Raw genomic sequence first — 20,662 nt, 5'->3', positions numbered from 1 at the left:
TAGCGTTTATTCTCTATGATAAGGGTGGTTAGCCGTAACACTCCACGCGCGATAGAGAGTCTCGGCAACGATAACTCTCACCATTGGGTGGGGCAACGTGAGTGCCGATAGCGACCAGCGTTGTTCGGCGATGTTGGTGCAACTTGGGGCTAACCCCTCTGGGCCACCAATTAACAGGCTTACATCGCGGCCGTCCATTTTCCAGTTGTCTAGTTGCTTGGCCAGCTGCGGGGTGGTCCACGCTTTTCCGGTTACTTCTAGAGTAACTACTCGGTTACCCTTAGGGATTACCGCTAAAGTGGCTTCACCTTCTTTATCAAGAATGCGCTTTATGTCGGCATTTTTACCGCGGTTACCGGCTTTTACTTCAACCAGCTCTAGTGGCATATCTTTAGGAAAGCGACGCGCATATTCTTGATAGGCCGTCTCAACCCATGCAGGCATCTTAGTGCCTACAGCCACTAACTGTATTTTCATCCGGCTTTAGACTCAGAAACAGCGGGTGCCCATAGTTTTTCAAGTTGGTAAAAGTCGCGTGCGCTGTCTTGCATTACGTGTAATACCACATCGCCTAGATCAACCAATACCCACTCTGATTCGTCCATGCCTTCGATGCCAATCACTTCAAGTTCAACTTGCTTGGCTTCTTTAACTACATTGTCGGCGATGGATTTAACATGACGCTTAGAATTACCACTACAAATTATCATGGTATCGGTCACGTTAGAGAGTTGGCTTACGTCTAGATTTTGAATATCTCGACCTTTCATATCTTCAATTTTGTCTACTACAAAATCGATCAGTTGTTGGTTTTGCAACAAAAGAACCCCAAATTTGGCTTAAAAGGTAAGTATATCACGCTCTGTCTGGCTAGGTTAAGCGCCGTAAAGCTTATGTTGAAGAATATAGCTGAGGACTTTTTCAGATAACTGATTTTTCAGTAAGTCTAGGTTTGTCTGGTTTTGCAGGAGCTGGCGGATCTCGCTCGAAGAAATATCCATTGCTTGCAGCTGACAAAAGTATACTTTGCCATTGTTGTGAGCGCTTAGCTCACTAACATCCTTGCATAATTTAGCTTCAAGCCATTGGTTAAGCTTTTCTGAGACTCGTAAGTGGTAACTGGGGCGCGCAATCACAATCAAATGTGCGTAGTCGCAAAGCGTTTGCCATTCACGCCATTTATCTAAATGATTGAACGAATCTAAACCCATCACAAAGCCAAGCGGCTGATTTGGGTATTCATTAGCGAGTTGTTTAAGAGTATCGCAGGTATAAGAGTGGCCGCCTCGGGCAACTTCGCGCCAGTCTAGCTTAAGTTGAGGATAATCACTTAGTGCTAGCTCTAGCAATTGTTGGCGGTGTTGCGCGGCGCTAAATTGCTTTTCTTTAAGCGGTGATAAGGCATTGGGAAGCAGCGTTATGTCGGCAGCATGGGTGGCCGCTAGCAATTGCTGGGCACTGATAACGTGTCCAAGGTGAATAGGGTCAAATGAACCGCCAAAAAACAGTTTAAGCATGTTTTACCGCTGGTGATGCCAATTCAAACACTAAGCGCTCTAATTGGTGCCAAGCATGGTCACCGGTAAATTGCTTAATGGCTTTGTCTATTTCGGCAACTTGCATACGCGCGGCGTTAACTTGTTGCGGGTTATAGCGTTTTGCTGCGCTACTCACTAAGCCTTGGCGCTTATTCCAAACACCATGCTGCTTAAATAAGCTGGAATGGTGGCTAGAGGGCTGCTCTTGCAAAAGCTGTAGCAACTTAAACTCTTTGTCTAGGCCCCAATTGATTAAGGTTGGTTCTTCGCCTTCAAGTTGCAGTTGTTTAATGATTAATAAGCTGCGCTGAAAGTCACCGCCTAATAGGGCATCGACCAATTGAAAACTCGAGAAATGATTGGCATGTGACAAGCCCGCTTCAATTTCTTTTAACGAGGGAAGTTGCTGCCCCCAGCGTAATGCAATGGTTGATATTGCCTGGCTAAGCGCCAGTAAGTTCCCTTCGTAATAGTGCAGCAATAGGGCAATTAGGTCATTATCGGCGGGCAGTTGCTGTTGGCTTAAACGTTGCCTTACCCAAGCGTGCAATTGTCCACCTTCTGGCGGATAAATCATTACCACTAAGCCTTGTTGGTCAAAAAGCTTGTACCAATTTTGCTTTTCATTGGCTTTGGTTAACTTAGGCACGCTGAGTAAAAATCGAGTCTCAGGGTTGAGTAACAGTAATAGTTCATCAAGCTGATTTTGAATGGCTTTGTCGGGTACCCGATCAAGTTGCAGTTCAATTAAACGATACTGGCTAAACAGCGACAGCTCAGACATTGCATCAAAAATATCTGGCCATTGAAAGTCTGCATCAAAGGTGAACTTTAAGCGCTCTTCAGCCAAACCTTGTTGTTGCAATTGTTGGCGAATGCTGTCGATAGTTTCAATCTTAATCAGCGGCTCTTCACCTGCGATTAAATAGCAGCTGTAGTTGGCGGCATTTTGCTGTGACAGGCGGTCAGCGTAGATGCGCATATTACCAACTAACCGTAGCCAATTGACGCATAATTTGGTCGGCAGCCATTACCCGCAACTCGTTGTACAATAGCTCCCGCTCTCGTTGTTTTGCCAATGCCGCCGAGGGGTTATCTTGGAAGTCTCGGTGCAGTTGCACATTAATTGGGAAGTTGCCTTGGTCGGCAATTTGCAGGTAACCGCCTACTTGATAGCTTAATTCGTACTCTGCCACCTGACCGTTTTCGAAAAGCGAAAGCGTACGTTTATTAATGTCTTCGCCTCTTAGGTGCAGGGTAGGAATGCCACTTTCTGGAAACTCAAATACAGCGACATTGTTTTGCGCTAGTTGACGTTTTAGCTCACGAACTAGTGGGCTAAATTCATCACTTGAAGATACGTAGATTTGCGTGAGTTTTTCATCTAACAAATAGCTGCCACGTGGGGCAAAACCACAGGCCGAAATTAGGCTAATGGCTAAGGCGATAACGGCGAAACGAATGGTTGTTAAAGTCATGCTTTCTCGTAGTAAAAAACGGCGGGTGTTAGCCCGCCGTATAACTTAGTTAGCAACTATGTTAAGCAGTTTACCTGCAACATAAATCACTTTGCGTACGGTTTTTCCGTCAACAAATTTTGCGACATTTTCGTCGCCCATTGCCAGCGCTTGAACTGCTTCTTGGTCTGCATCCGCAGCAACAGTAAGTTTGGCGCGTAGCTTGCCGTTTACTTGCACAACAATGAGTTTGCTGTCTTCTACCATGGCTTTTTCATCTGCGCTTGGCCAAGCCGCTGTATCAATGTCACCTTCGTTGCCCAGTAGTGTCCATAATTGGTCACAGATGTGCGGCGTAATAGGCGATAGCATTAGTACTACTGCATTAATCGCTTCACGAGTTACTGCGCGGTTATTGGCATCACTTTGATCAGCTTTAGTGAGTTTGTTCATCAACTCCATAATCGCTGCAATAGCAGTGTTAAAGGTTTGACGACGACCAACATCATCACTCACTTTAGCAATGGTTTTATGTACTTCACGACGTAGATCTTTTTGGGCTGCACTCAAGCTTGCAACATCAAGCTCTGGTGTTTCGCCAGCATTAACGTGGTCGTAGGCGAGTTTCCAAACACGGCGTAGGAAACGTAATGAGCCTTCTACTGCGCTGTCTTGCCATTCAAGTGTTTGCTCGGCAGGAGCGGCAAACATCATAAACAAGCGCACAGTGTCGGCACCGTATTTGTCTACCATTACCTGTGGGTCGATACCGTTGTTTTTCGACTTCGACATTTTACTCATGCCAGCGTAAACAAGAGCTTTGCCATCGGCAGTTTTAGCACTGGTAATACGGCCTTTTTCGTCTTTTTCGGTGATGGCATCAACTGGAGAAACCCAAACCTTACCGCCTTTCTCGTCTTCGTAGTAGAAGGCGTCGGCCAACACCATGCCTTGAGTAAGCAAGCGTTTAAACGGTTCGTCTGAATCAACTAAGCCTGTATCGCGCAATAGTTTGTGGAAGAAACGGGCGTAAAGCAGGTGCAAAATCGCGTGCTCGATACCACCAATGTATTGATCAACCGGCAACCAGTAGTTTGCTTGCTCTGGATCTAGCATCATGTCTTCGTTGTTAGCACTACAGTAACGCGCGTAGTACCAGCTAGATTCCATGAAGGTGTCGAAAGTATCGGTTTCATGGAAGGCTTCTTGACCTTCAAATTCAGTTTTTGCCCACTCTGGATCGGCTTTAATTGGCGAGGTTACGCCATTCATCACCACATCTTCTGGAAGAACAACCGGTAGTTGGTCTTCTGGCACTGGCACAACATCACCGTTAGCTAGGTTTAGCATTGGGATTGGCGTACCCCAGTAACGCTGGCGGCTTACGCCCCAATCGCGTAGGCGGAAGTTAACTTGTTTGTTACCTTTGCCAATGGATTCAAGTTTGGCTGCAACGGCATCAAAGGCGGCTTTAAATTCTAGGCCGTCAAATTCACCTGAATTAAACAATACGCCTTTCTCGGTAAATGCTTGCTCTGATAAGTCTAGCTCGCCGTCGCTTGGTTTAATGACTCCTACAATGTCTAAACCGTAAGCTTGAGCAAATTCGAAATCACGTTGGTCGTGTGCTGGCACAGCCATTACTGCACCAGAGCCGTAACCCATTAATACAAAGTTAGCGACCCAAATTGGCACTAGCTTACCCGTTAGGGGATGAACGGCATTTAGGCCAGTGGCCATGCCTTTCTTCTCCATGGTCGCCATGTCGGCTTCGGCCACTTTGTTGTTTTTGCATTCTTCGATGAAGGCGGCTAATTCTGGGTTAGTTTTAGCGGCTTCTAAAGCAAGTGGATGTTGCGCAGCTACGCCAACGTAGGTGACACCCATTACGGTGTCTGGGCGGGTGGTGTAAATAGAGAATTGCTCGTCGCTGTTCTCTAAACCAAACTGCATTTCTACGCCTTCAGAGCGGCCAATCCAGTTACGCTGCATGGTTTTTACTTGCTCTGGCCAATCGTCTAGTTGGTCGAGATCATCAAGTAACTCTTGTGCGTAATCGGTGATTTTAATAAACCACTGAGGGATTTCTTTTTGCTCAACTAAAGCACCAGAACGCCAGCCTCGACCATCAATAACTTGCTCGTTGGCTAATACTGTTTGGTCTACTGGATCCCAGTTTACCGTAGCCATTTTTTTGTAAACTAAGCCTTTTTCGTAAAGCTTAGTGAAGAACCACTGCTCCCAACGGTAGTAATCTGGCTTACAGGTTGCCAGTTCACGGTCCCAGTCGTAGCCAAAACCCAACTGCTTTAGCTGAGTTTTCATATATTCGATATTTTCGTAGGTCCATTTAGCGGGCGCAGTATTGTTGTTAATCGCTGCGTTTTCTGCTGGAAGACCAAATGCATCCCAACCCATTGGTTGCATAACGTTTTTACCTTGCATGCGCTGGTAGCGAGAGACTACATCACCAATGGTGTAGTTGCGCACGTGACCCATATGCAGGCGGCCGCTTGGGTAAGGGAACATAGACAGACAGTAAAACTTCTCTTTACCCGGCTGTTCAACAACTTTAAAGGTTTGCGCTTGCTCCCAGTGCTGTTGCACTTTGGTTTCAATATCACGCGGATTGTATTGCTCTTGCATTGATGGAATCTTCCAGAATGAACCAAATTTGGATTAGGCAGCCTATTGCTACCATACTCGATCCGCATAGGATACCGAGTCCGCCTGCCGACAACAATAGCTAGCGCACATTTGCAGTGAAACAAAAGGTCTATGCTTAATAATGTAAATGCACTTTAGACTGAGGGTGAGTTATGCCAAAGCGAGTAAAAGCCTATCAAGCCTTTGTGGAAGACCTTGAAAAACGCATTCAAGAAAGTGGGGAAGTGGGTCAAGAGGAGTTGTCTAAGCTCATTGATACCACGCAAGAGTATTTACAAGCTGCTAGTGATTTAAGCCAAGACGAATGGCAGCTTATTGCTAACTACGTTCGCCGAGATTTAAGCGACTGGAAAACCGATTACCAACGCGCTTATGAAGAAAGCCCCAGTATGGCACTGCTTAAAGAAAGTATTTGGTATTGGTTAGCTAAGTTAAGTGACCAAAGCCAAGTAGAGTGGCATGAGTTGATTGGTGATCTGCAACATCAAGGCGTGTATCAAAGCGGCGAGTTAATTGGTTTAGGAGTGATAGAATGCGCTGAATGTGGTGATAAAACCGCACTGTGGCACCCAACCATTATTAGTAGCTGCGAACATTGCCAAGGTAAGCGATTTTATCGTCATCCTATTAGCGAGCAGCAGGCTTGAGGTAACTCTAAGCGCTTATAAAAACAGCGCTTTGATGCTTAGTTTAATAGTTGGCAGCAGGTTGCAGCTTTCGCTGGCGGATCCGTTGTACCAAGCCAGAGGCTAAACCAAGTAACACGATTAACGCGACAGGCCATAGGCCAAAGCGCTGATAAGGTGTTATACCGGTAGCAGGGGTAACTTCATCGGTGAGCGTTAGCTGTTGGTATTCCGGCGCACGCTGCTGAATATTGCCAAAGCGGTCGATTATTGCGGTTACCCCAGTATTGGTGGAGCGCACTACTGGTCGGCCAAATTCTAAGGCGCGCATTTGGGCAATCTCTAAATGCTGTTGAGGCCCAATAGAGGAGCCAAACCACGCATCGTTGCTGACCGTTATAATCGCGTCGGTCTCTGGCGTAAATTGAGGTCTTAGCAATTCACCAAAGGCGATTTCATAGCAAATTGCTGCTAGCCATTGATGTCCTTTTACTTCCAAGTTCGGCTGCATGGTATCGCCGCGATTAAACGAAGACATTGGCAAATTGAAAAACGGCGCTAAAGGGCGCAGCAATTGCTCAAAAGGCACAAACTCACCTATCGGCAATAAGTGATTTTTATAGTAGCGATTAGGGTTTTCGTAGTAATACGCAGAGCTTGCCCCTGCTTCTTCCGTTTGCTGACCCAGTGTTATTAGCGCGTTGTAATACTGGTTGTTTTGTAAATCGTGAGCAATTACACCAGTGATTAAGGCTTGTTGTTTATTAAGTAATTGACCGTCTAAGTCATGCAAGAAATCAATGACTTCATATTCTAAGGCTGCGATAGCGGATTCGGGCCAGACTATTACATCGGCATCTTCTATCGCGGCGGTTTCTTGTTGGTACATAACAAGGCTTGCTGCACGATGTTGTGGTAACCATTTTATATCTAGAGGCACATTGCCTTGTACCAATGCAACTTTTAGTGAGTCCTGAGCTTGGGTCCAGCTTAGACCTTTAAAGGTTAATCCCAGTACCAGCGGTAAGGCAATTGTTAGGCAAGCGACCCTGCGAACCTTTCCCTTGTTAACCAAGATAAGTGCAGCTGATGCTGCAATTAACAACACTAGCCAAGTAACCCCATAAAGACCAAACACTGGTGCAATCGTTGATAATGGCGAATCTATTTGACTGTAACCAGGTTGCAACCAAGGAAAGCCAGTTAATACCCAGCTGCGCAGCCATTCACCTAGTAACCAGCAGGCCGGAAACCACAGTAAGAAAAATGTAAGCCGGCGCGGCCCTTGCCATTTGTTGGCAAGCCAACAGGAAAAGGCAGGGTATAGGGCAAGGTAGGCAACCAATAGCGCCATAAGTGCAAGGCTAACTATCAAAGGCATGCCGCCAAACTCGGCCATGCTTACGTGCACCCAGTGAATGCCATAGCCAAACCAGCCTAAGCCATAACAAAAGCCCAGTTTAAAGCCCGACTGCTCTGGCTTTAACAGTAGCAATAAACCCAATAATGAGAGAGGCATCAGTGGCCAAAGGCCATAGGGAGCAAAGGCGAAGGGGGCGATAAGGCCACAAACAAAAGCGGCTAACAAACGTAGCCGCGGTGTTAATACTTGTTTCATTTATTCTTGAATGCTTAATTGCAAGGCTTTTTCTTCCGGGATGCTCACCTGTAGCTGCACTAAACGGCGGCGGTCGGCGGTGCGAACCTTAAAGTGGTAGCCCTCAATTTCTATTGATTCCCCCCGGCCTGGTAAATGGCCAAAGGCATGAGTCACCATTCCACCAACCGTATCCACTTCTTCGTCGCTAAATTCGCAAGCAAAGTATTGGTTAAAATCTTCGATGTCTGTGAGGGCATTTACCGCAAAGGTTTTATCATTAATGCGGCGAATATCATCTTGTAGGGCTTCTTCGTTAGCAAACTCGTCTTCGATATCACCCACAATAATTTCGAGTATGTCTTCAATGGTTACCAGACCAGATACGCCGCCAAACTCATCAACTACAATAGCCATGTGGTAGCGCTCGCTGCGAAACTCTTTGAGCAGTTTGTCGATGCGCTTACTTTCTGGCACTACAACTGCTGGGCGAATAACTTCGCTAAGGGGCGTGGTTGATGCTTCTTCGGTAAAAGCGAACTTGAGTAGATCCTTGGCGAGAAGTACGCCTTCAATGTGGTCTTTGTCTTCGTTGATAACCGGAAAGCGAGAGTGTCGCGCTTCGGTTAGCGTGGGTAAAATCTGTGCAATGGTTTGGCTAACGTCTAAGGTTACCATTTGCGAGCGAGGGATCATGATGTCTCTTACACGTTGGCTTGATACATCAAGCACACCTTCAATCATCTCTCGGGTATTTTGGTCGATCAGTTCTCGTTGATTGGCGTCTTGTATTACTTCTACCAATTCCTCTTTGCTTTTCGGCTCTCCTTGTACCAGCTGAACAATTTTGTCTATCCAGCCTTTCTTAGCAGAACCGTTGCTAGAGTGAGGGTTGTCGTCGCTCATATCTTTCTTTTTTACCTAGTTAGTTATTCAACAGGTATTAGTAAGGATTACTAATACCCAATTTTGTAAGCACTGCGATTTCTAGTGCTTCCATTTCTTCTGCTTCTTGATCCTCGATATGATCATAACCTAGCAGATGAAGGCTTCCATGTACAACCATGTGTGCCCAGTGATCAAACACCGGTTTTCCCTGTTCTTCGGCTTCACGTTCTACTACTTGGCGACAGATGACTAAGTCACCCAAAAGCGGCAGCGAGACACCAGGAGGTGCTTCAAAAGGAAACGATAACACGTTGGTTGGCTTATCTTTATTACGGTATTGCGAATTTAACGCTTGGCTTTCGGCTTCGTCAACTATCCGAACGGTAATTTCGCTATCATGATCTTGTTCTACCAACGTTGCATGCAACCACGCTTCAAATGCACTGATGCTTGGCAGGTTTTCTTGATCGCCCGTGGCGATTTGTAAATCAACAACTGCCATGTTTATTCTCCGCCACTTTGGTTAAGTTTTTGCGCAGCTTCGCGGCGTTGCTTTTGTTTTTCTTCGGCAATGCGGTCACGCTCATCTTGCTCTTCGTAAGCTTCTACAATGGCGGCGACAATAGGATGACGAACAACGTCAGCGGCTTGGAAGAAATTAAAGCTTAGCGCTGGCACCTCACTCAGTACTTCAATTGCATGGCGTAGGCCAGATTTTTGATGGCGTGGCAAATCAATTTGAGTGATATCACCGGTAATCACCGCACGCGAATTAAAGCCTATACGGGTTAAGAACATTTTCATTTGCTCTACCGTGGTATTCTGGCTTTCATCGAGAATGATGTAGGCATCATTTAAAGTACGGCCACGCATGTAAGCCAAAGGAGCAACTTCAATAACATTGCGTTCTATTAGGCGCTCTACTTTTTCAAAGCCAAGCATTTCAAATAGGGCATCGTAAAGTGGGCGTAGGTAAGGGTCGACCTTTTGGCTTAAGTCACCGGGTAAAAAGCCTAGCTTTTCACCGGCTTCTACCGCTGGGCGAGTAAGCAAAATACGGCGTACTTCTTGGCGTTCTAAAGCATCTACCGCACAGGCTACTGCTAAATAGGTTTTACCGGTACCTGCTGGGCCAATACCAAAGGTGACGTCGTGGCCAAGCATGTTACCAATATAGCTTGCTTGGTTTGGTGTACGCGGCTTAATAACACCCCGTTTGGTTTTAATGTTTAATTCTTTACCGTAGTGCTGAGTATTTTCTTCGTCTTGCTCGAGCGCGTGGCTCTCTTGAATCGCTAAGTGGACTTTTTCTGGGCTTAGCTCTGGAATATCGCCACCTTTTAAAGGCGCGGTTTCAACATATAGCGAACGCAAAATGCTACCGGCAATCAAACACATGCCATGGCGGCCAGTAATTTGAAAGTTGTTACTGCGGTAACTAATTTCTACACCTAAACGGCGTTCAAGTTGCTTTAAGTTATCATCAAGTGGGCCGCAAAGTTGGGCAAGGCGAGGGCTAGAGGCTGGCTCTAGATGTATTTCAATAGAATTGATTTTATTACTCAAATTGTTTTCGGGCTGGCTATGGTAGCCAGCCTCAACTCCTTAAAAGCGTATCGGCGACTAAGGCGTAAAGCTCGCCACACCTAGGTGGTCAGCTTGCCCATCGGTTTTGTCGATAATAGTGGCAGGGGCAACGTCATTACGCAACTCCATTTGTTGTTCTGTTCTTAGCAATTCACCACGTAAAGAGTGAGCAAACACATCAACAATTTTCACATCAACGAATTGACCTATTACGTCATGGCTGCCTTCAAAGTTCACTACGCGGTTATTTTCGGTACGGCCACGCAGTTCCATTGGGTTTTTCTTCGAGGGGCCTTCAACCAAAATGCGTTGCTCGGTATCTAGCATACGGCGGCTAACTTGCATCGCTTGTTGATTAATGCGCTCTTGTAAAATATATAGGCGTTGTTTCTTTTCTTCTTCACTTACATCGTCTGGTAAGTCTGCCGCTGGCGTACCTGGGCGTGCGCTGTAAACAAAGCTAAAGCTCATATCAAAGTTAACTTGCTCGATAAGCTTCATGGTATCGGCAAAATCTTCTTGGGTTTCGCCTGGGTAGCCAACAATGAAGTCTGAGCTAATTTCGATGTCTGGGCGCGCTTTACGTAGCTTGCGAATAATTGATTTGTACTCAATGGCAGTGTGGCCACGTTTCATTAAGTTAAGAATGCGGTCGGCACCACTTTGCACCGGTAGATGCAAAAAGCTAACTAGTTCAGGGGTATCGGCGTAAACCTCAACAATATCGTCGGTAAATTCGATAGGGTGGCTAGTAGTAAAGCGAATACGGTCGATGCCATTAATGCTAGCAACGTAACGTAGTAGTTCGGCAAAAGTACAAATATTGTCGTCGTGAGTAAGGCCGCGGTAGGCATTAACGTTTTGTCCTAGCAGGTTTACTTCACGTACCCCTTGTTCGGCTAACGAGGCAATTTCGTATAGAACATCGTCAAGCGGACGGCTTACTTCTTCGCCACGAGTATATGGCACAACGCAGAAGGTACAATATTTACTACAGCCTTCCATAATTGACACAAAAGCAGTAGCGCCTTCGGCTCGAGGCTCTGGTAAACGGTCAAACTTTTCAATTTCTGGGAAGCTTACATCTACTACCGATTTCTCGCCGCCTTTCACTTGTTTGATCATTTCCGGCAAGCGGTGCAGGGTTTGCGGACCAAACACAATATCTACGTAAGGCGCGCGCTCACGAATGGCTTTACCTTCTTGTGACGCTACACAGCCGCCTACACCAATCACTAAGTTTGGCTTTTTACTCTTGAGAGTTTTCCAGCGACCTAACTGGTGAAATACTTTTTCCTGCGCTTTTTCGCGAATAGAACAAGTGTTTAGCAACAGTACGTCGGCATCGTCAGCTTCTTCAGTAAGCTGAAAACCATGGGTTGCATCGAGTAGGTCGGCCATTTTCGAGGAATCGTACTCGTTCATTTGGCAGCCCCAAGTTTTTATATGCAGCTTATTTCCCATCGTTTTACTCATCATTACATCGTTAAAAAAGGAGGCGTATTTTACTGGTTTATAGCAAGCCTTGCTAGTAACAATAACGGTGTTTACCAGAAAAAGGTCAAAAAACATCCGCGTGCTTTTGTGTTGGCTTTGCCGCTCAAATTTTTATTTCAAGATTCGCATCCATTTATCGCTTCAGGTTACACTGCAGAAAATAGTGAGAACAAATTTAAATACCATGAAAAAATTTGATGTTGTGGTAATTGGCGGCGGCATGATTGGGGCGGCTAGTGCGCAAGGTTTTGCCTTGCAGGGCTTATCGGTATTGATGTTGGAGTCTTTTGAGCCCAAAGCTTTTGACACTAATCAGCCAATAGACTTGCGCGTAAGTGCAATAAGCCAAGCCAGCGTTAATTTGCTTAAGCACTTGCAAGCTTGGTCGCATATTAGCGCTATGCGCTTGTGCCCCTACCAACAACTGCAAGTGTGGGAAGACCCCAAAGACAAGCTGATTTTTGATTCAGCCCAACTCGATTTGCCCGAGTTAGGTTTTATGCTAGAAAATCGCATTATCCAATTAGGCTTATGGCAAGCCAACGAGCAAGTAGGCGTAACACGTAATATCGTTAAGCAAGTACAACTAGTTAGTAATACCGCGCAAGGTGTAGAGCTTAATGTTGATGGGAATGCGGTGAGTGCAGGCTTGATGGTAGTAGCAGACGGCGCAAACTCTCAAATGCGCCAGCAGTTAGGTTTAGGCATTAGCGCTTGGGATTATCGCCATGATTGCTTTGCCATTAACGTTAAGTTAGATGCGCCTCAGCAAACGGCTACTTGGCAACAGTTTTATCCCACTGGCCCACGAGCTTTGCTACCACTGGCAGATCAACATGCTGCCCTTATTTGGTATGACGCTAAAGCCACTATTCAAGGCCTCAAGCAACTTAATAAAGCGCAGCTAAAGCAACGCATAGAATCAGAGTTTCCAGCTTTACCGGGTGATATTGAAATACTAGATAGCGCCAGTTTTCCGTTAACTCGACGCCACGTAGAGCGTTATGTAAAACATAGCGCAGTGGTGATTGGCGATGCCGCTCATACTATTAACCCATTAGCAGGGCAGGGGGTAAACCTTGGTTACCGCGACGTGAAGTGCTTGTTGGAACAGTTCGAGCGCTATGACATGGCGGATAAAGAAAAGGCATTACGTCGCTTTGAAGTACGCCGAAAGCCCGATAATCACCTTATGCAAAGCGGCATGGATTTGTTTTACTTAATGTTCTCTAACAGTTTGCCGCCGCTGCAGGCCATTCGAAAGCTTGCAATTAAAAGCGTGCAACAAGCTGGTCCAGTAAAAGACTGGGCACTTAAATATGCTTTAGGAGATTTGCAGTAGCGCTATTGTTTATTCGCTAACATTGAATGAGCCTGCTTTAAGCAGGTTTTTTTATTGTTTGAAAGGCAGAAAGAAAAAAAGGCCTGCTAAAAAGCAGGCCTTTTAAGGTGGCAGGGATAGCTGGATTTGAACCAACGAATGGCGGCATCAAAAGCCGCTGCCTTACCGCTTGGCGATATCCCTACAAAACTCTTTGAACTGGATTCTTCATTAGAGAAGAATGGTGCGGAAGGAGAGACTTGAACTCTCACACCTTGCGATACTAGAACCTAAATCTAGCGCGTCTACCAATTCCGCCACTTCCGCACGAAATACTTCTTAAAACTAATGGTGGCTATGGCGGGACTTGAACCTGCGACCCCAGCATTATGAGTGCTGTGCTCTAACCAGCTGAGCTACATAGCCATCTGCAATTTCACAATGTGAACTTACAAATTTATCGGCAGGGCAAGCAAATACTAGTCAACAACATAGCTTTTACTGTCTTACCTGGGCACATTGCCCTATTCAGTTACTGCATTCTCAGGTAAACCTGAGCACAATAAAAGTGGCAGGGATAGCTGGATTTGAACCAACGAATGGCGGCATCAAAAGCCGCTGCCTTACCGCTTGGCGATATCCCTGCAGAAACTTTTCGAAACAAGCTTACCGATGTTTCGAGTGTCTAAGCCCTAAGCTTTAGACTGCAACCAAGAATCATGCTTCTTGCTGCTTAACTCAAGTTACTAAACTCAAGCCTTAAAATGTGGCAGGGATAGCTGGATTTGAACCAACGAATGGCGGCATCAAAAGCCGCTGCCTTACCGCTTGGCGATATCCCTGCAGGGTCTTACTATTGGTTTCTTCTTAAAAGAAGAATGGTGCGGAAGGAGAGACTTGAACTCTCACACCTTGCGATACTAGAACCTAAATCTAGCGCGTCTACCAATTCCGCCACTTCCGCAAATTTCTTACTGTAACTTTAGCAGTATACAGTAATGGTGGCTATGGCGGGACTTGAACCTGCGACCCCAGCATTATGAGTGCTGTGCTCTAACCAGCTGAGCTACATAGCCTTGTTTTCTACGCTTTGCGTTGAGAACGGGGCGTATTATGCTGATGAGACCCAACAGCGTCAACCGTTTTTTTGCCAAAAAACGGCAAAAAAGTTTGTTTGCGCAGTTTGTGTACGCGATGTACTTAGTTTGCTCATTTCTGCTGTTTGCTTTGTGCGCAATTGACTGTTACTTGCTCGCTTTGGCTTAATAGGTTTTTAAGACGCGCTAACAAACTGTTGCTAATAATAGAGTAAATAAGTCTAAAACTATATTTTGGAGATGCTGTAACGCTTTTGTTTAGAGCTTAATTTGGTGTGAGTAGAGGTTAAACCGTTAAAAGCGTTTTAGCTAAACCTGAATTGCAGATACAAAAAAAGCCAACTTAACGTTGGCTTTTTGGATTTGCAGATAAGGTTTATACGTTAAATAAGAAGTGAATCACATCACCGTCTTTTACTACGTAAGTTTTACCTTCTTGGCGCCATTTACCGGCTGTTTTTGCGCCAGCTTCACCTTGGTGCTCAATGTAGTCGTCGTAACCAACCACTTCTGCACGAATATACCCTTTCTCAAAATCAGTATGGATTTTACCGGCTGCTTGCGGGCCTGTAGCACCAACGGGTACGGTCCAAGCGCGAACTTCTTTTACACCCGCTGTAAAGTAGGTTTGTAAGTCTAGTAGTTCGTAACCTGCGCGAATTACCCGGTTTAGACCAGGTTCTTCTAGGCCCATTTCTTCCATGAATTCGGCTTTTTCTTCGGCATCTAGCTCGGCAATTTCGCCTTCAATTTCAGCACAAACGGCTACTACTACAGCGTTTTCGCTCGCTGCAATCTCTTTCACTTTGTCTAAGTAAGGATTGTTCTCGAAACCATCGTCATTTACGTTTGCAATGTACATGGTTGGCTTAGCAGTTAAGAAGTTCATGTAAGCAATGGCTGCTTTTTCTTCTTTGCTTAGCTCTAAGCTACGTAGCATTAAGTCAGCTTCTAAATGCGCTTGTACTTTTACTAATACTTCTGCTTCAAATTTGGCATCTTTATCGCCACCTTTGGCTTTCTTAGCAACTCGAATTTGCGCTTTTTCACAGGTATCTAAATCAGCCAGTGCTAACTCGGTGTTAATGGTGTCGATGTCTTCTGCAGGATCAACCTTGCCAGATACGTGAACGATGTTGTCGTTTTCAAAACAACGAACAACATGGCCAATCGCGTCGGTTTCACGAATATTAGCTAAGAATTTATTACCTAAGCCTTCACCTTTAGACGCGCCGGCAACCAAACCTGCAATGTCCACAAATTCCATGGTGGTTGGAAGAATACGCTGTGGGTTAACAATGGCTGCTAGGGCGTCTAGGCGCTCATCAGGAACCGGTACTACGCCGGTGTTTGGCTCAATAGTACAAAATGGAAAGTTAGCAGCTTCAATGCCGGCTTGCGTCAGAGCGTTAAAAAGGGTCGACTTGCCTACGTTTGGCAAACCAACGATGCCACATTTAAATCCCATAATAATACCTATTTGTGTAAGGGGCTTAGCCCGCTTTGTAACTGTGTAATCGATTCATTGCTTTGCTTAAACCATCTTTAAGCAATACATCGGTACAACGTACCGCCTCATCAATTGCATCATCAATCAGTTGTTGTTCGTTTTGAGGCGCTTTGCCTAGAACGAAACCAGAAACGCGATCTTTGTGACCGGGGTGTCCAATACCTATCCGTAAACGATGAAAGTCTTTATTGTTGCCAAATTTGCTGATGATATCGCGTAGGCCATTGTGGCCGCCATGCCCACCACCTTTTTTAAAGCGAGCAACGCCAGGTGGTAAATCGAGTTCATCATGAGCAACCATAATCTGCTCAAGTTCAATGCGATAGAATTTGGCTAAAGAAGCGACAGACTTGCCACTAAGATTCATAAACGTTGTAGGAATTAACAAACGCATTTCTTGACCCGCCATTTGAATGCGGCCGGTTAATCCGAAATGTTTGCTATCTGGTTTTAGTTGGACGTGATGATTGTTGGCTAGCTGAGTGACTAACCATGCGCCAGCGTTATGGCGGGTGGCTGCATATTCGGGGCCTGGATTACCCAGGCCCACGAGTAAACGAATATCGTTTATCACTATTCTTCAGTAGCTTCTTCTTCAGAATCAGAAGCTTCTTCAGATGTACCCTTAGGAGTAGTAATAGATACTACTGCTTGGTCGTGATCTTCACCTTTAGCTAACTCAACAGAGGTAACGCCTTCAGGTAGAACGATATCTGAAAGGTGCAGTGAGCTACCTAGTTCTAAGTTAGCTACGTCCACTTCAATGTACTCAGGTAGATCTTTAGCTAGACAGCTAACTTCGATCTCAGTAGCTAAGTGATGTACTTTACCACCGTTTTTAACTGCTTCTGCGGTAGTTTCGTTTAAGAAGTGCAGAGGTACAGCTTTATGGATAGCTTTGGTGTTATCAACACGTTGAAAATCGATGTGTTGAACACGTGGCTTATATGCATGACGCTGCATGTCTTTTACTAATACGTCTACAGCTTCACCAGCTACATTTAAAGTAATGATGCTTGAGTAAAACGCTTCAGCTTCCTGAGCTTTCATCACGTGACGTTGCTCAAGAGTGATTGATACAGGTTGTTGACCAGCACCGTAAACGATAGCAGGAACTTTCTCTGCGTGACGTAGGCGGCGGCTCGCACCTTTCCCTAGGTCTGTACGCAGTTCAGCGTCAAGTTTAATGTCAGACATTGTAATTCTCCAAATAATAAAATGAGGCTAAAGTTTCGCGACCAAACTCTAACCAGTACCTCGCTGAATCAGCGCTAAAGTGAGTAACACTTGGCCACTTCAATTCAAAAGGCGCGGCATTCTACCATTGACGTTTTTGAAAGCCAATAAAAAAGCGTGGTAATTCACAGTACCACGCTGCGGCTGGGTTGCAGTTTATAAAGCAATGAACCTTTCAGAGTACTTTTGCGGTCTGATTGTTAAACCACGATAGTCAGCTTGTGCAGAAGGCACTACCAAAGGTAATCGTCATTAGTTAACGGGGAACACTAGAGTAAAGCCTTAAGCTGGTGAGGCTCTACTTGGTTTTCGCTGGTTTTAGTTGAGTTTGGAGGCGTATAACGCTACGAGTTTGGCTTCATTTAATTACTAGCTAAATCCTTCGTAAAATACTTTGCCACGTTTTAGCGCTACGACAGGTGGGCAATAACGTTTGGCGTAGTCAATTTGGCACCGCTGCGATCCCTTCTAGTCTATTGATGTCGGTAGCTATTCCATCACGCTGCGCGACGAGCGGGGTCTAAGGAAGCAATTGGGCATCGGCTAAAATGATTTTGGCGAGTTGCCTTAGGGTGCGAGCAATCGCCGCTCGTTGCTATTGTCTGCCAGATAGTGTTGATACGCGCTGTAAAGCAAATTACTTAAGGCTAACGCGCTTCACGCAGCCAATGTGCTCAACGGTAAGGCAACCAGTAAGGTTATGTAAGCTAAGATTGACGCTTAGTGTGTCAACCAAAACATGTTGCAAAACTTACCATCGCGTTGCACTGGCATGCCAAGAGCTTCGATATAGCCTTTACTGTTCTTGTCAGTGTTGACCAAGCCATTTAAGAGGCGTAATAGCGTTGATTTTCCTGAGCCTAACGGTCCAAGTAATGCCACCATTTCACCTTGCGGAACACTTAGAACTACGCTTTTTAGGGCGTGGTTGTTTTCAAAGTGTTTGTTCAACTGCTTGACTGTGATTACTTGATTGTTCATTACCGGATCCTGCCATTGTGGCGGGCAGTTACTTAGGCTTGTAATGCGATAGTTAGCTTATCTTGACATGTCAGTTGGGTGACTTATTTGTGGCAAAATAATCAGCGATGTTAATGATTCGTGGTGTAATGATGCTCGCGGAAACGCTGCTTGGGCTTATTGGGCTAGTTTTTTGCGCAAATAGCCAGGTTTTAGGTACTTTTATTGATTTAAAGTTGGGCAGGGATGAGCCAAAAGCGCTATGATACGCGCTGGCTTATTTTAGATAAAAAGATAATTGAAAAAATCTTGGTACTTCCTTCTCATTGCGTGCATTTTCTCAGTGTGTTCTTACACTGCGAGCGCTAACGAGTGCCCAGTTGCTGATACCTCCTGGTATAAAGGGGGGCAAGCCCAGCTAGAAGAAGCCAGTGTATTAGGGGCTGTTGATTTGCTTTATTTGCCTGAGCCTCTTTCCGATGAGCAAGAACCCTACTTAAATAGCCTTTCTGCCGGTTACTTTTTGTCATCGTCTCGACGAGTAATGAGTAACGATAATCGTGCTGATCAGGGTGCTGCTCCTGAATACGTTTTGTTGATTGCATTTTTAACGCCGCCATTATTAGCCTTAGCAACTAAAGCCCAGCGACCGCCAGCCAGCCAGCTTCATTGGACTAGCCACGCTAGCAGTTGCTCTTCACGTATTTCCTGCTGGAAAGACGCAAATACTCTTTATTCTCAGAAACACTCTCGCCCTAGTTAATTCTCTTCGCTCAGCCCTGTCTGAGCCTTTATAACTCGTACGCCCCACCAATGTTGCATTTGTAAAACATGCTTATGCATTGCTGTGTTGGTTGGGCTGCGCTGATTTATTGTTGCAGAGAGTTTATTTTGAAGAAAACGTCCCAGAAACCCATTAATCGCTATGCGAAATGGAAGTATATCGTACTTATTTTCACCTTGGTGGTGATGTTATTTAGTGCTTTACCCTCGTTATACGGCGAGCAATCCGCTTTACATATTAGCCATCGAGGCGAGCAAATTAATGCTGTTGATATTGCTTTTTATTTAGAAGCCGCAAACATCAATGCCAAGAGTATTGTGCAAAAAAACGAGAAGACAGTTGTTTTACTAAACGACCCGTTAGAACAAACTAAAGCTCAAGCGGCGTTAGCGCCGGTTCTTGGCGAGGGCAATACCGTGGCTTTGGCGATGGAGCCGGGCGCACCACAATGGTTGCTTAACCTAGGCTTTTCGCCTATTGCCTTGGGCTTGGATTTAAGCGGTGGCGTGCAGTTTTTGCTGGAAGTTGATATGGCTCCAGTTTATCAAGCTCAGCATCAGTCGGTAGCTGACGAGTTTAGAAGTGCGTTTAGAGGCAGTCGTCCTCGATTTCATAATGATGAAGTGCAAATTACACTGCGCAACGAAGCTGACATGAGCGCTGCTAGAGTTCTCGCCCATGAACAGTTTTCTAGCATGGAAAGCCGAGTTAGTGGTAATACCATCACCTTGTCATTGTCTGAAGAAGAACGCTCTACCTTACGAACCTTAACCGTTCAGCAAAATCTACAAATAATGCGAGGACGAATTGCTGAATTGGGGATTACCGAAGCTTCGGTGCAGCGCCAAGGTCTTAATCGAATTCGTATCGAATTACCTGGTGTGCAAGATCCTGCAGCTGCTAAAGATGTTATTGGTGCAACGGCGTCGTTGTCTTTTCATTCATTGGCAGAAGCGCGCTCGATGAATACCCAGACGGTACTTGATAGCAACGGCGCGAACATTGAGGTGAGCCGCAGGGCTATTTTAGGTGGTGAACATATTATTGATGCACGTGCAGGTATGGGCGAAATGGGGGCTGCAGAAGTGAATATATCGCTTGATTCAAGTGGTGGTCGCAAAATGAACGCCTTTAGCCGCGACAATATAGGCCAGCCGATGGCAACCCTATATAGCGAATACAGCCGTAATGCCGAAGGCGAGAGTCAGCAAGTCAGTAAGGTGATTAGTGTAGCTACTATTCAATCTGCTTTAGGTAGCCGTTTTCGAATTACTGGTGCGGGCAGTATGCAAGACGCTCAAGAACTTGCATTGTTATTGCGTGCTGGTTCACTAACCGCGCCAGTAACGATTATTGAGGAACGAACCATTGGGCCTTCTTTGGGGGCTGAAAACGTACAGAACGGCTTTGCAGCCTTGGCCTTAGGTTTGGGGTTAACTCTGACTTTTATTGCCCTTTGGTATAGGCGAATGGGCTGGGTAGCCAATCTAGCGTTGCTGTCTAACATGGTGTGTTTGTTTGGCCTTATTGCACTGTTACCCGGAGCGGTACTTACGCTACCTGGTATTGCTGGCATGGTGTTAACCGTGGGGATGGCAGTAGACACTAATGTGCTTATTTTTGAACGTATTAGAGACAAAATGCGAGAGGGACGTACTTTTGCTCAAAGTATTGATAAGGGCTTTCAAAGCGCTTTTAGTTCCATATTCGACGCCAATCTCACCACCATGATCGTGGCGATTGCTCTGTACGCCATTGGCAATGGCCCTGTGCAAGGTTTTGCCATTACGCTAGGCTTAGGTTTGCTTACTAGTATGTTTACTGGCGTGTTTTTATCACGTGCCATTATCAATCTCATTTGGGGGCGCGATCAGCGCTGTGAAGTAAGGGTATAACT

General features: G+C 45.6%; 20 protein-coding genes and 7 tRNA genes. 5 read left to right on the top strand and 22 right to left on the bottom strand.

Going from position 1 to position 20,662, the window contains the following annotated elements:
• Positions 1-6: 6 nt before the first annotated feature.
• The 6 genes from rlmH to leuS are packed head-to-tail and all read right to left on the bottom strand — an operon-like array spanning position 7 to position 5,641.
• Entirely contained in the window at positions 7-477 is a 471-nt protein-coding gene (gene rlmH / locus K5L93_RS03360; protein WP_016402199.1) for a 23S rRNA (pseudouridine(1915)-N(3))-methyltransferase RlmH, read from the bottom strand.
• Positions 474-818 (bottom strand): ribosome silencing factor, encoded by a 345-nt coding sequence (gene rsfS, locus K5L93_RS03355; protein WP_016402198.1) that lies wholly within the window; start codon positions 816-818, stop codon positions 474-476. Before rsfS ends, rlmH begins: the two co-directional genes overlap by 4 nt.
• A 57-nt stretch (positions 819-875) precedes the next feature.
• On the bottom strand, positions 876-1,517 hold the full coding sequence (gene nadD / locus K5L93_RS03350) for a nicotinate-nucleotide adenylyltransferase (RefSeq protein WP_220718467.1): 642 nt from the start codon (positions 1,515-1,517) through the stop codon (positions 876-878).
• Entirely contained in the window at positions 1,510-2,520 is a 1,011-nt protein-coding gene (gene holA, locus K5L93_RS03345) for a DNA polymerase III subunit delta (protein ID WP_220718466.1), read from the bottom strand. Before holA ends, nadD begins: the two co-directional genes overlap by 8 nt.
• A gap of 1 nt (position 2,521) precedes the next feature.
• Positions 2,522-3,016, bottom strand: coding sequence for an LPS-assembly lipoprotein LptE (locus K5L93_RS03340; RefSeq protein ID WP_220718465.1), 495 nt, complete (start codon positions 3,014-3,016; stop codon positions 2,522-2,524).
• A gap of 45 nt (positions 3,017-3,061) precedes the next feature.
• Entirely contained in the window at positions 3,062-5,641 is a 2,580-nt protein-coding gene (gene leuS, locus K5L93_RS03335; protein ID WP_220718464.1) for a leucine--tRNA ligase, read from the bottom strand.
• A gap of 173 nt (positions 5,642-5,814) precedes the next feature.
• On the opposite strand from leuS, the gene K5L93_RS03330 reads away from it, so the two are divergent.
• Positions 5,815-6,309 (top strand): zinc ribbon-containing protein, encoded by a 495-nt coding sequence (locus K5L93_RS03330; protein WP_220718463.1) that lies wholly within the window; start codon positions 5,815-5,817, stop codon positions 6,307-6,309.
• Positions 6,310-6,352: 43 nt separating this feature from the next.
• Here K5L93_RS03330 and lnt read toward each other — a convergent pair whose 3' ends face one another.
• The 5 genes from lnt to miaB are packed head-to-tail and all read right to left on the bottom strand — an operon-like array spanning position 6,353 to position 11,824.
• Positions 6,353-7,906, bottom strand: coding sequence for an apolipoprotein N-acyltransferase (gene lnt / locus K5L93_RS03325; RefSeq protein ID WP_220718462.1), 1,554 nt, complete (start codon positions 7,904-7,906; stop codon positions 6,353-6,355).
• Positions 7,907-8,791, bottom strand: a complete 885-nt coding sequence (gene corC / locus K5L93_RS03320; protein WP_220718461.1) for a CNNM family magnesium/cobalt transport protein CorC — start codon at positions 8,789-8,791, stop codon at positions 7,907-7,909.
• A gap of 37 nt (positions 8,792-8,828) precedes the next feature.
• Positions 8,829-9,275, bottom strand: a complete 447-nt coding sequence (ybeY, locus tag K5L93_RS03315; protein WP_220718460.1) for an rRNA maturation RNase YbeY — start codon at positions 9,273-9,275, stop codon at positions 8,829-8,831.
• A gap of 2 nt (positions 9,276-9,277) precedes the next feature.
• A complete protein-coding gene (locus K5L93_RS03310) occupies positions 9,278-10,339 on the bottom strand; it encodes a PhoH family protein (RefSeq protein WP_220718459.1) in 1,062 nt (353 codons plus the stop codon).
• A 57-nt stretch (positions 10,340-10,396) separates the two neighbouring features.
• Positions 10,397-11,824, bottom strand: coding sequence for a tRNA (N6-isopentenyl adenosine(37)-C2)-methylthiotransferase MiaB (gene miaB, locus K5L93_RS03305; RefSeq protein WP_220721433.1), 1,428 nt, complete (start codon positions 11,822-11,824; stop codon positions 10,397-10,399).
• Here miaB and K5L93_RS03300 point away from each other — a divergent pair.
• Together K5L93_RS03300 and K5L93_RS03295 are read left to right on the top strand one after the other, a co-directional pair.
• On the top strand, positions 11,786-12,055 hold the full coding sequence (locus tag K5L93_RS03300) for a hypothetical protein (protein WP_220721565.1): 270 nt from the start codon (positions 11,786-11,788) through the stop codon (positions 12,053-12,055). The genes miaB and K5L93_RS03300 overlap by 39 nt on opposite strands.
• Positions 12,042-13,199: an FAD-dependent monooxygenase gene (locus K5L93_RS03295; RefSeq protein ID WP_220721432.1), complete on the top strand. Its 1,158-nt coding sequence runs from the start codon at positions 12,042-12,044 to the stop codon at positions 13,197-13,199. Before K5L93_RS03300 ends, K5L93_RS03295 begins: the two co-directional genes overlap by 14 nt.
• A 108-nt stretch (positions 13,200-13,307) precedes the next feature.
• Here the strand turns inward: K5L93_RS03295 and K5L93_RS03290 are convergent.
• The 11 genes from K5L93_RS03290 to K5L93_RS03240 form a co-directional block, all read right to left on the bottom strand.
• Positions 13,308-13,382 (bottom strand) — tRNA-Gln (locus K5L93_RS03290).
• Positions 13,383-13,420: 38 nt separating this feature from the next.
• A tRNA-Leu gene (locus tag K5L93_RS03285) sits at positions 13,421-13,505 on the bottom strand.
• Between the two features lie 22 nt (positions 13,506-13,527).
• Positions 13,528-13,604: transfer RNA gene (locus tag K5L93_RS03280), tRNA-Met, on the bottom strand.
• A gap of 143 nt (positions 13,605-13,747) precedes the next feature.
• A tRNA-Gln gene (locus tag K5L93_RS03275) sits at positions 13,748-13,822 on the bottom strand.
• Between the two features lie 123 nt (positions 13,823-13,945).
• Positions 13,946-14,020, bottom strand: a tRNA-Gln gene (locus K5L93_RS03270).
• Positions 14,021-14,057: 37 nt separating this feature from the next.
• Positions 14,058-14,142: transfer RNA gene (locus K5L93_RS03265), tRNA-Leu, on the bottom strand.
• Positions 14,143-14,177: 35 nt separating this feature from the next.
• Positions 14,178-14,254 (bottom strand) — tRNA-Met (locus tag K5L93_RS03260).
• A gap of 397 nt (positions 14,255-14,651) precedes the next feature.
• Positions 14,652-15,743 (bottom strand): redox-regulated ATPase YchF, encoded by a 1,092-nt coding sequence (ychF, locus tag K5L93_RS03255; RefSeq protein ID WP_220718458.1) that lies wholly within the window; start codon positions 15,741-15,743, stop codon positions 14,652-14,654.
• A gap of 25 nt (positions 15,744-15,768) precedes the next feature.
• Positions 15,769-16,359 (bottom strand): aminoacyl-tRNA hydrolase, encoded by a 591-nt coding sequence (gene pth, locus K5L93_RS03250; RefSeq protein WP_220718457.1) that lies wholly within the window; start codon positions 16,357-16,359, stop codon positions 15,769-15,771.
• Positions 16,359-16,982 (bottom strand): 50S ribosomal protein L25/general stress protein Ctc, encoded by a 624-nt coding sequence (locus K5L93_RS03245; protein WP_220718456.1) that lies wholly within the window; start codon positions 16,980-16,982, stop codon positions 16,359-16,361. Before K5L93_RS03245 ends, pth begins: the two co-directional genes overlap by 1 nt.
• A 759-nt stretch (positions 16,983-17,741) precedes the next feature.
• Entirely contained in the window at positions 17,742-18,002 is a 261-nt protein-coding gene (locus K5L93_RS03240) for an ATP-binding cassette domain-containing protein (protein ID WP_220718455.1), read from the bottom strand.
• A 322-nt stretch (positions 18,003-18,324) separates the two neighbouring features.
• On the opposite strand from K5L93_RS03240, the gene K5L93_RS03235 reads away from it, so the two are divergent.
• Together K5L93_RS03235 and secD are read left to right on the top strand one after the other, a co-directional pair.
• Positions 18,325-18,744, top strand: coding sequence for a hypothetical protein (locus K5L93_RS03235; RefSeq protein ID WP_220718454.1), 420 nt, complete (start codon positions 18,325-18,327; stop codon positions 18,742-18,744).
• Positions 18,745-18,872: 128 nt separating this feature from the next.
• Positions 18,873-20,660: a protein translocase subunit SecD gene (gene secD / locus K5L93_RS03230; protein WP_373869965.1), complete on the top strand. Its 1,788-nt coding sequence runs from the start codon at positions 18,873-18,875 to the stop codon at positions 20,658-20,660.
• Positions 20,661-20,662: the final 2 nt, after the last annotated feature.

The organism is Agarivorans litoreus, assembly GCF_019649015.1.
Classification (GTDB): domain Bacteria; phylum Pseudomonadota; class Gammaproteobacteria; order Enterobacterales; family Celerinatantimonadaceae; genus Agarivorans; species Agarivorans litoreus.
Note: the sequence above shows the minus strand (reverse complement) of the source record. Positions and strands in the feature narration are given on the sequence as shown.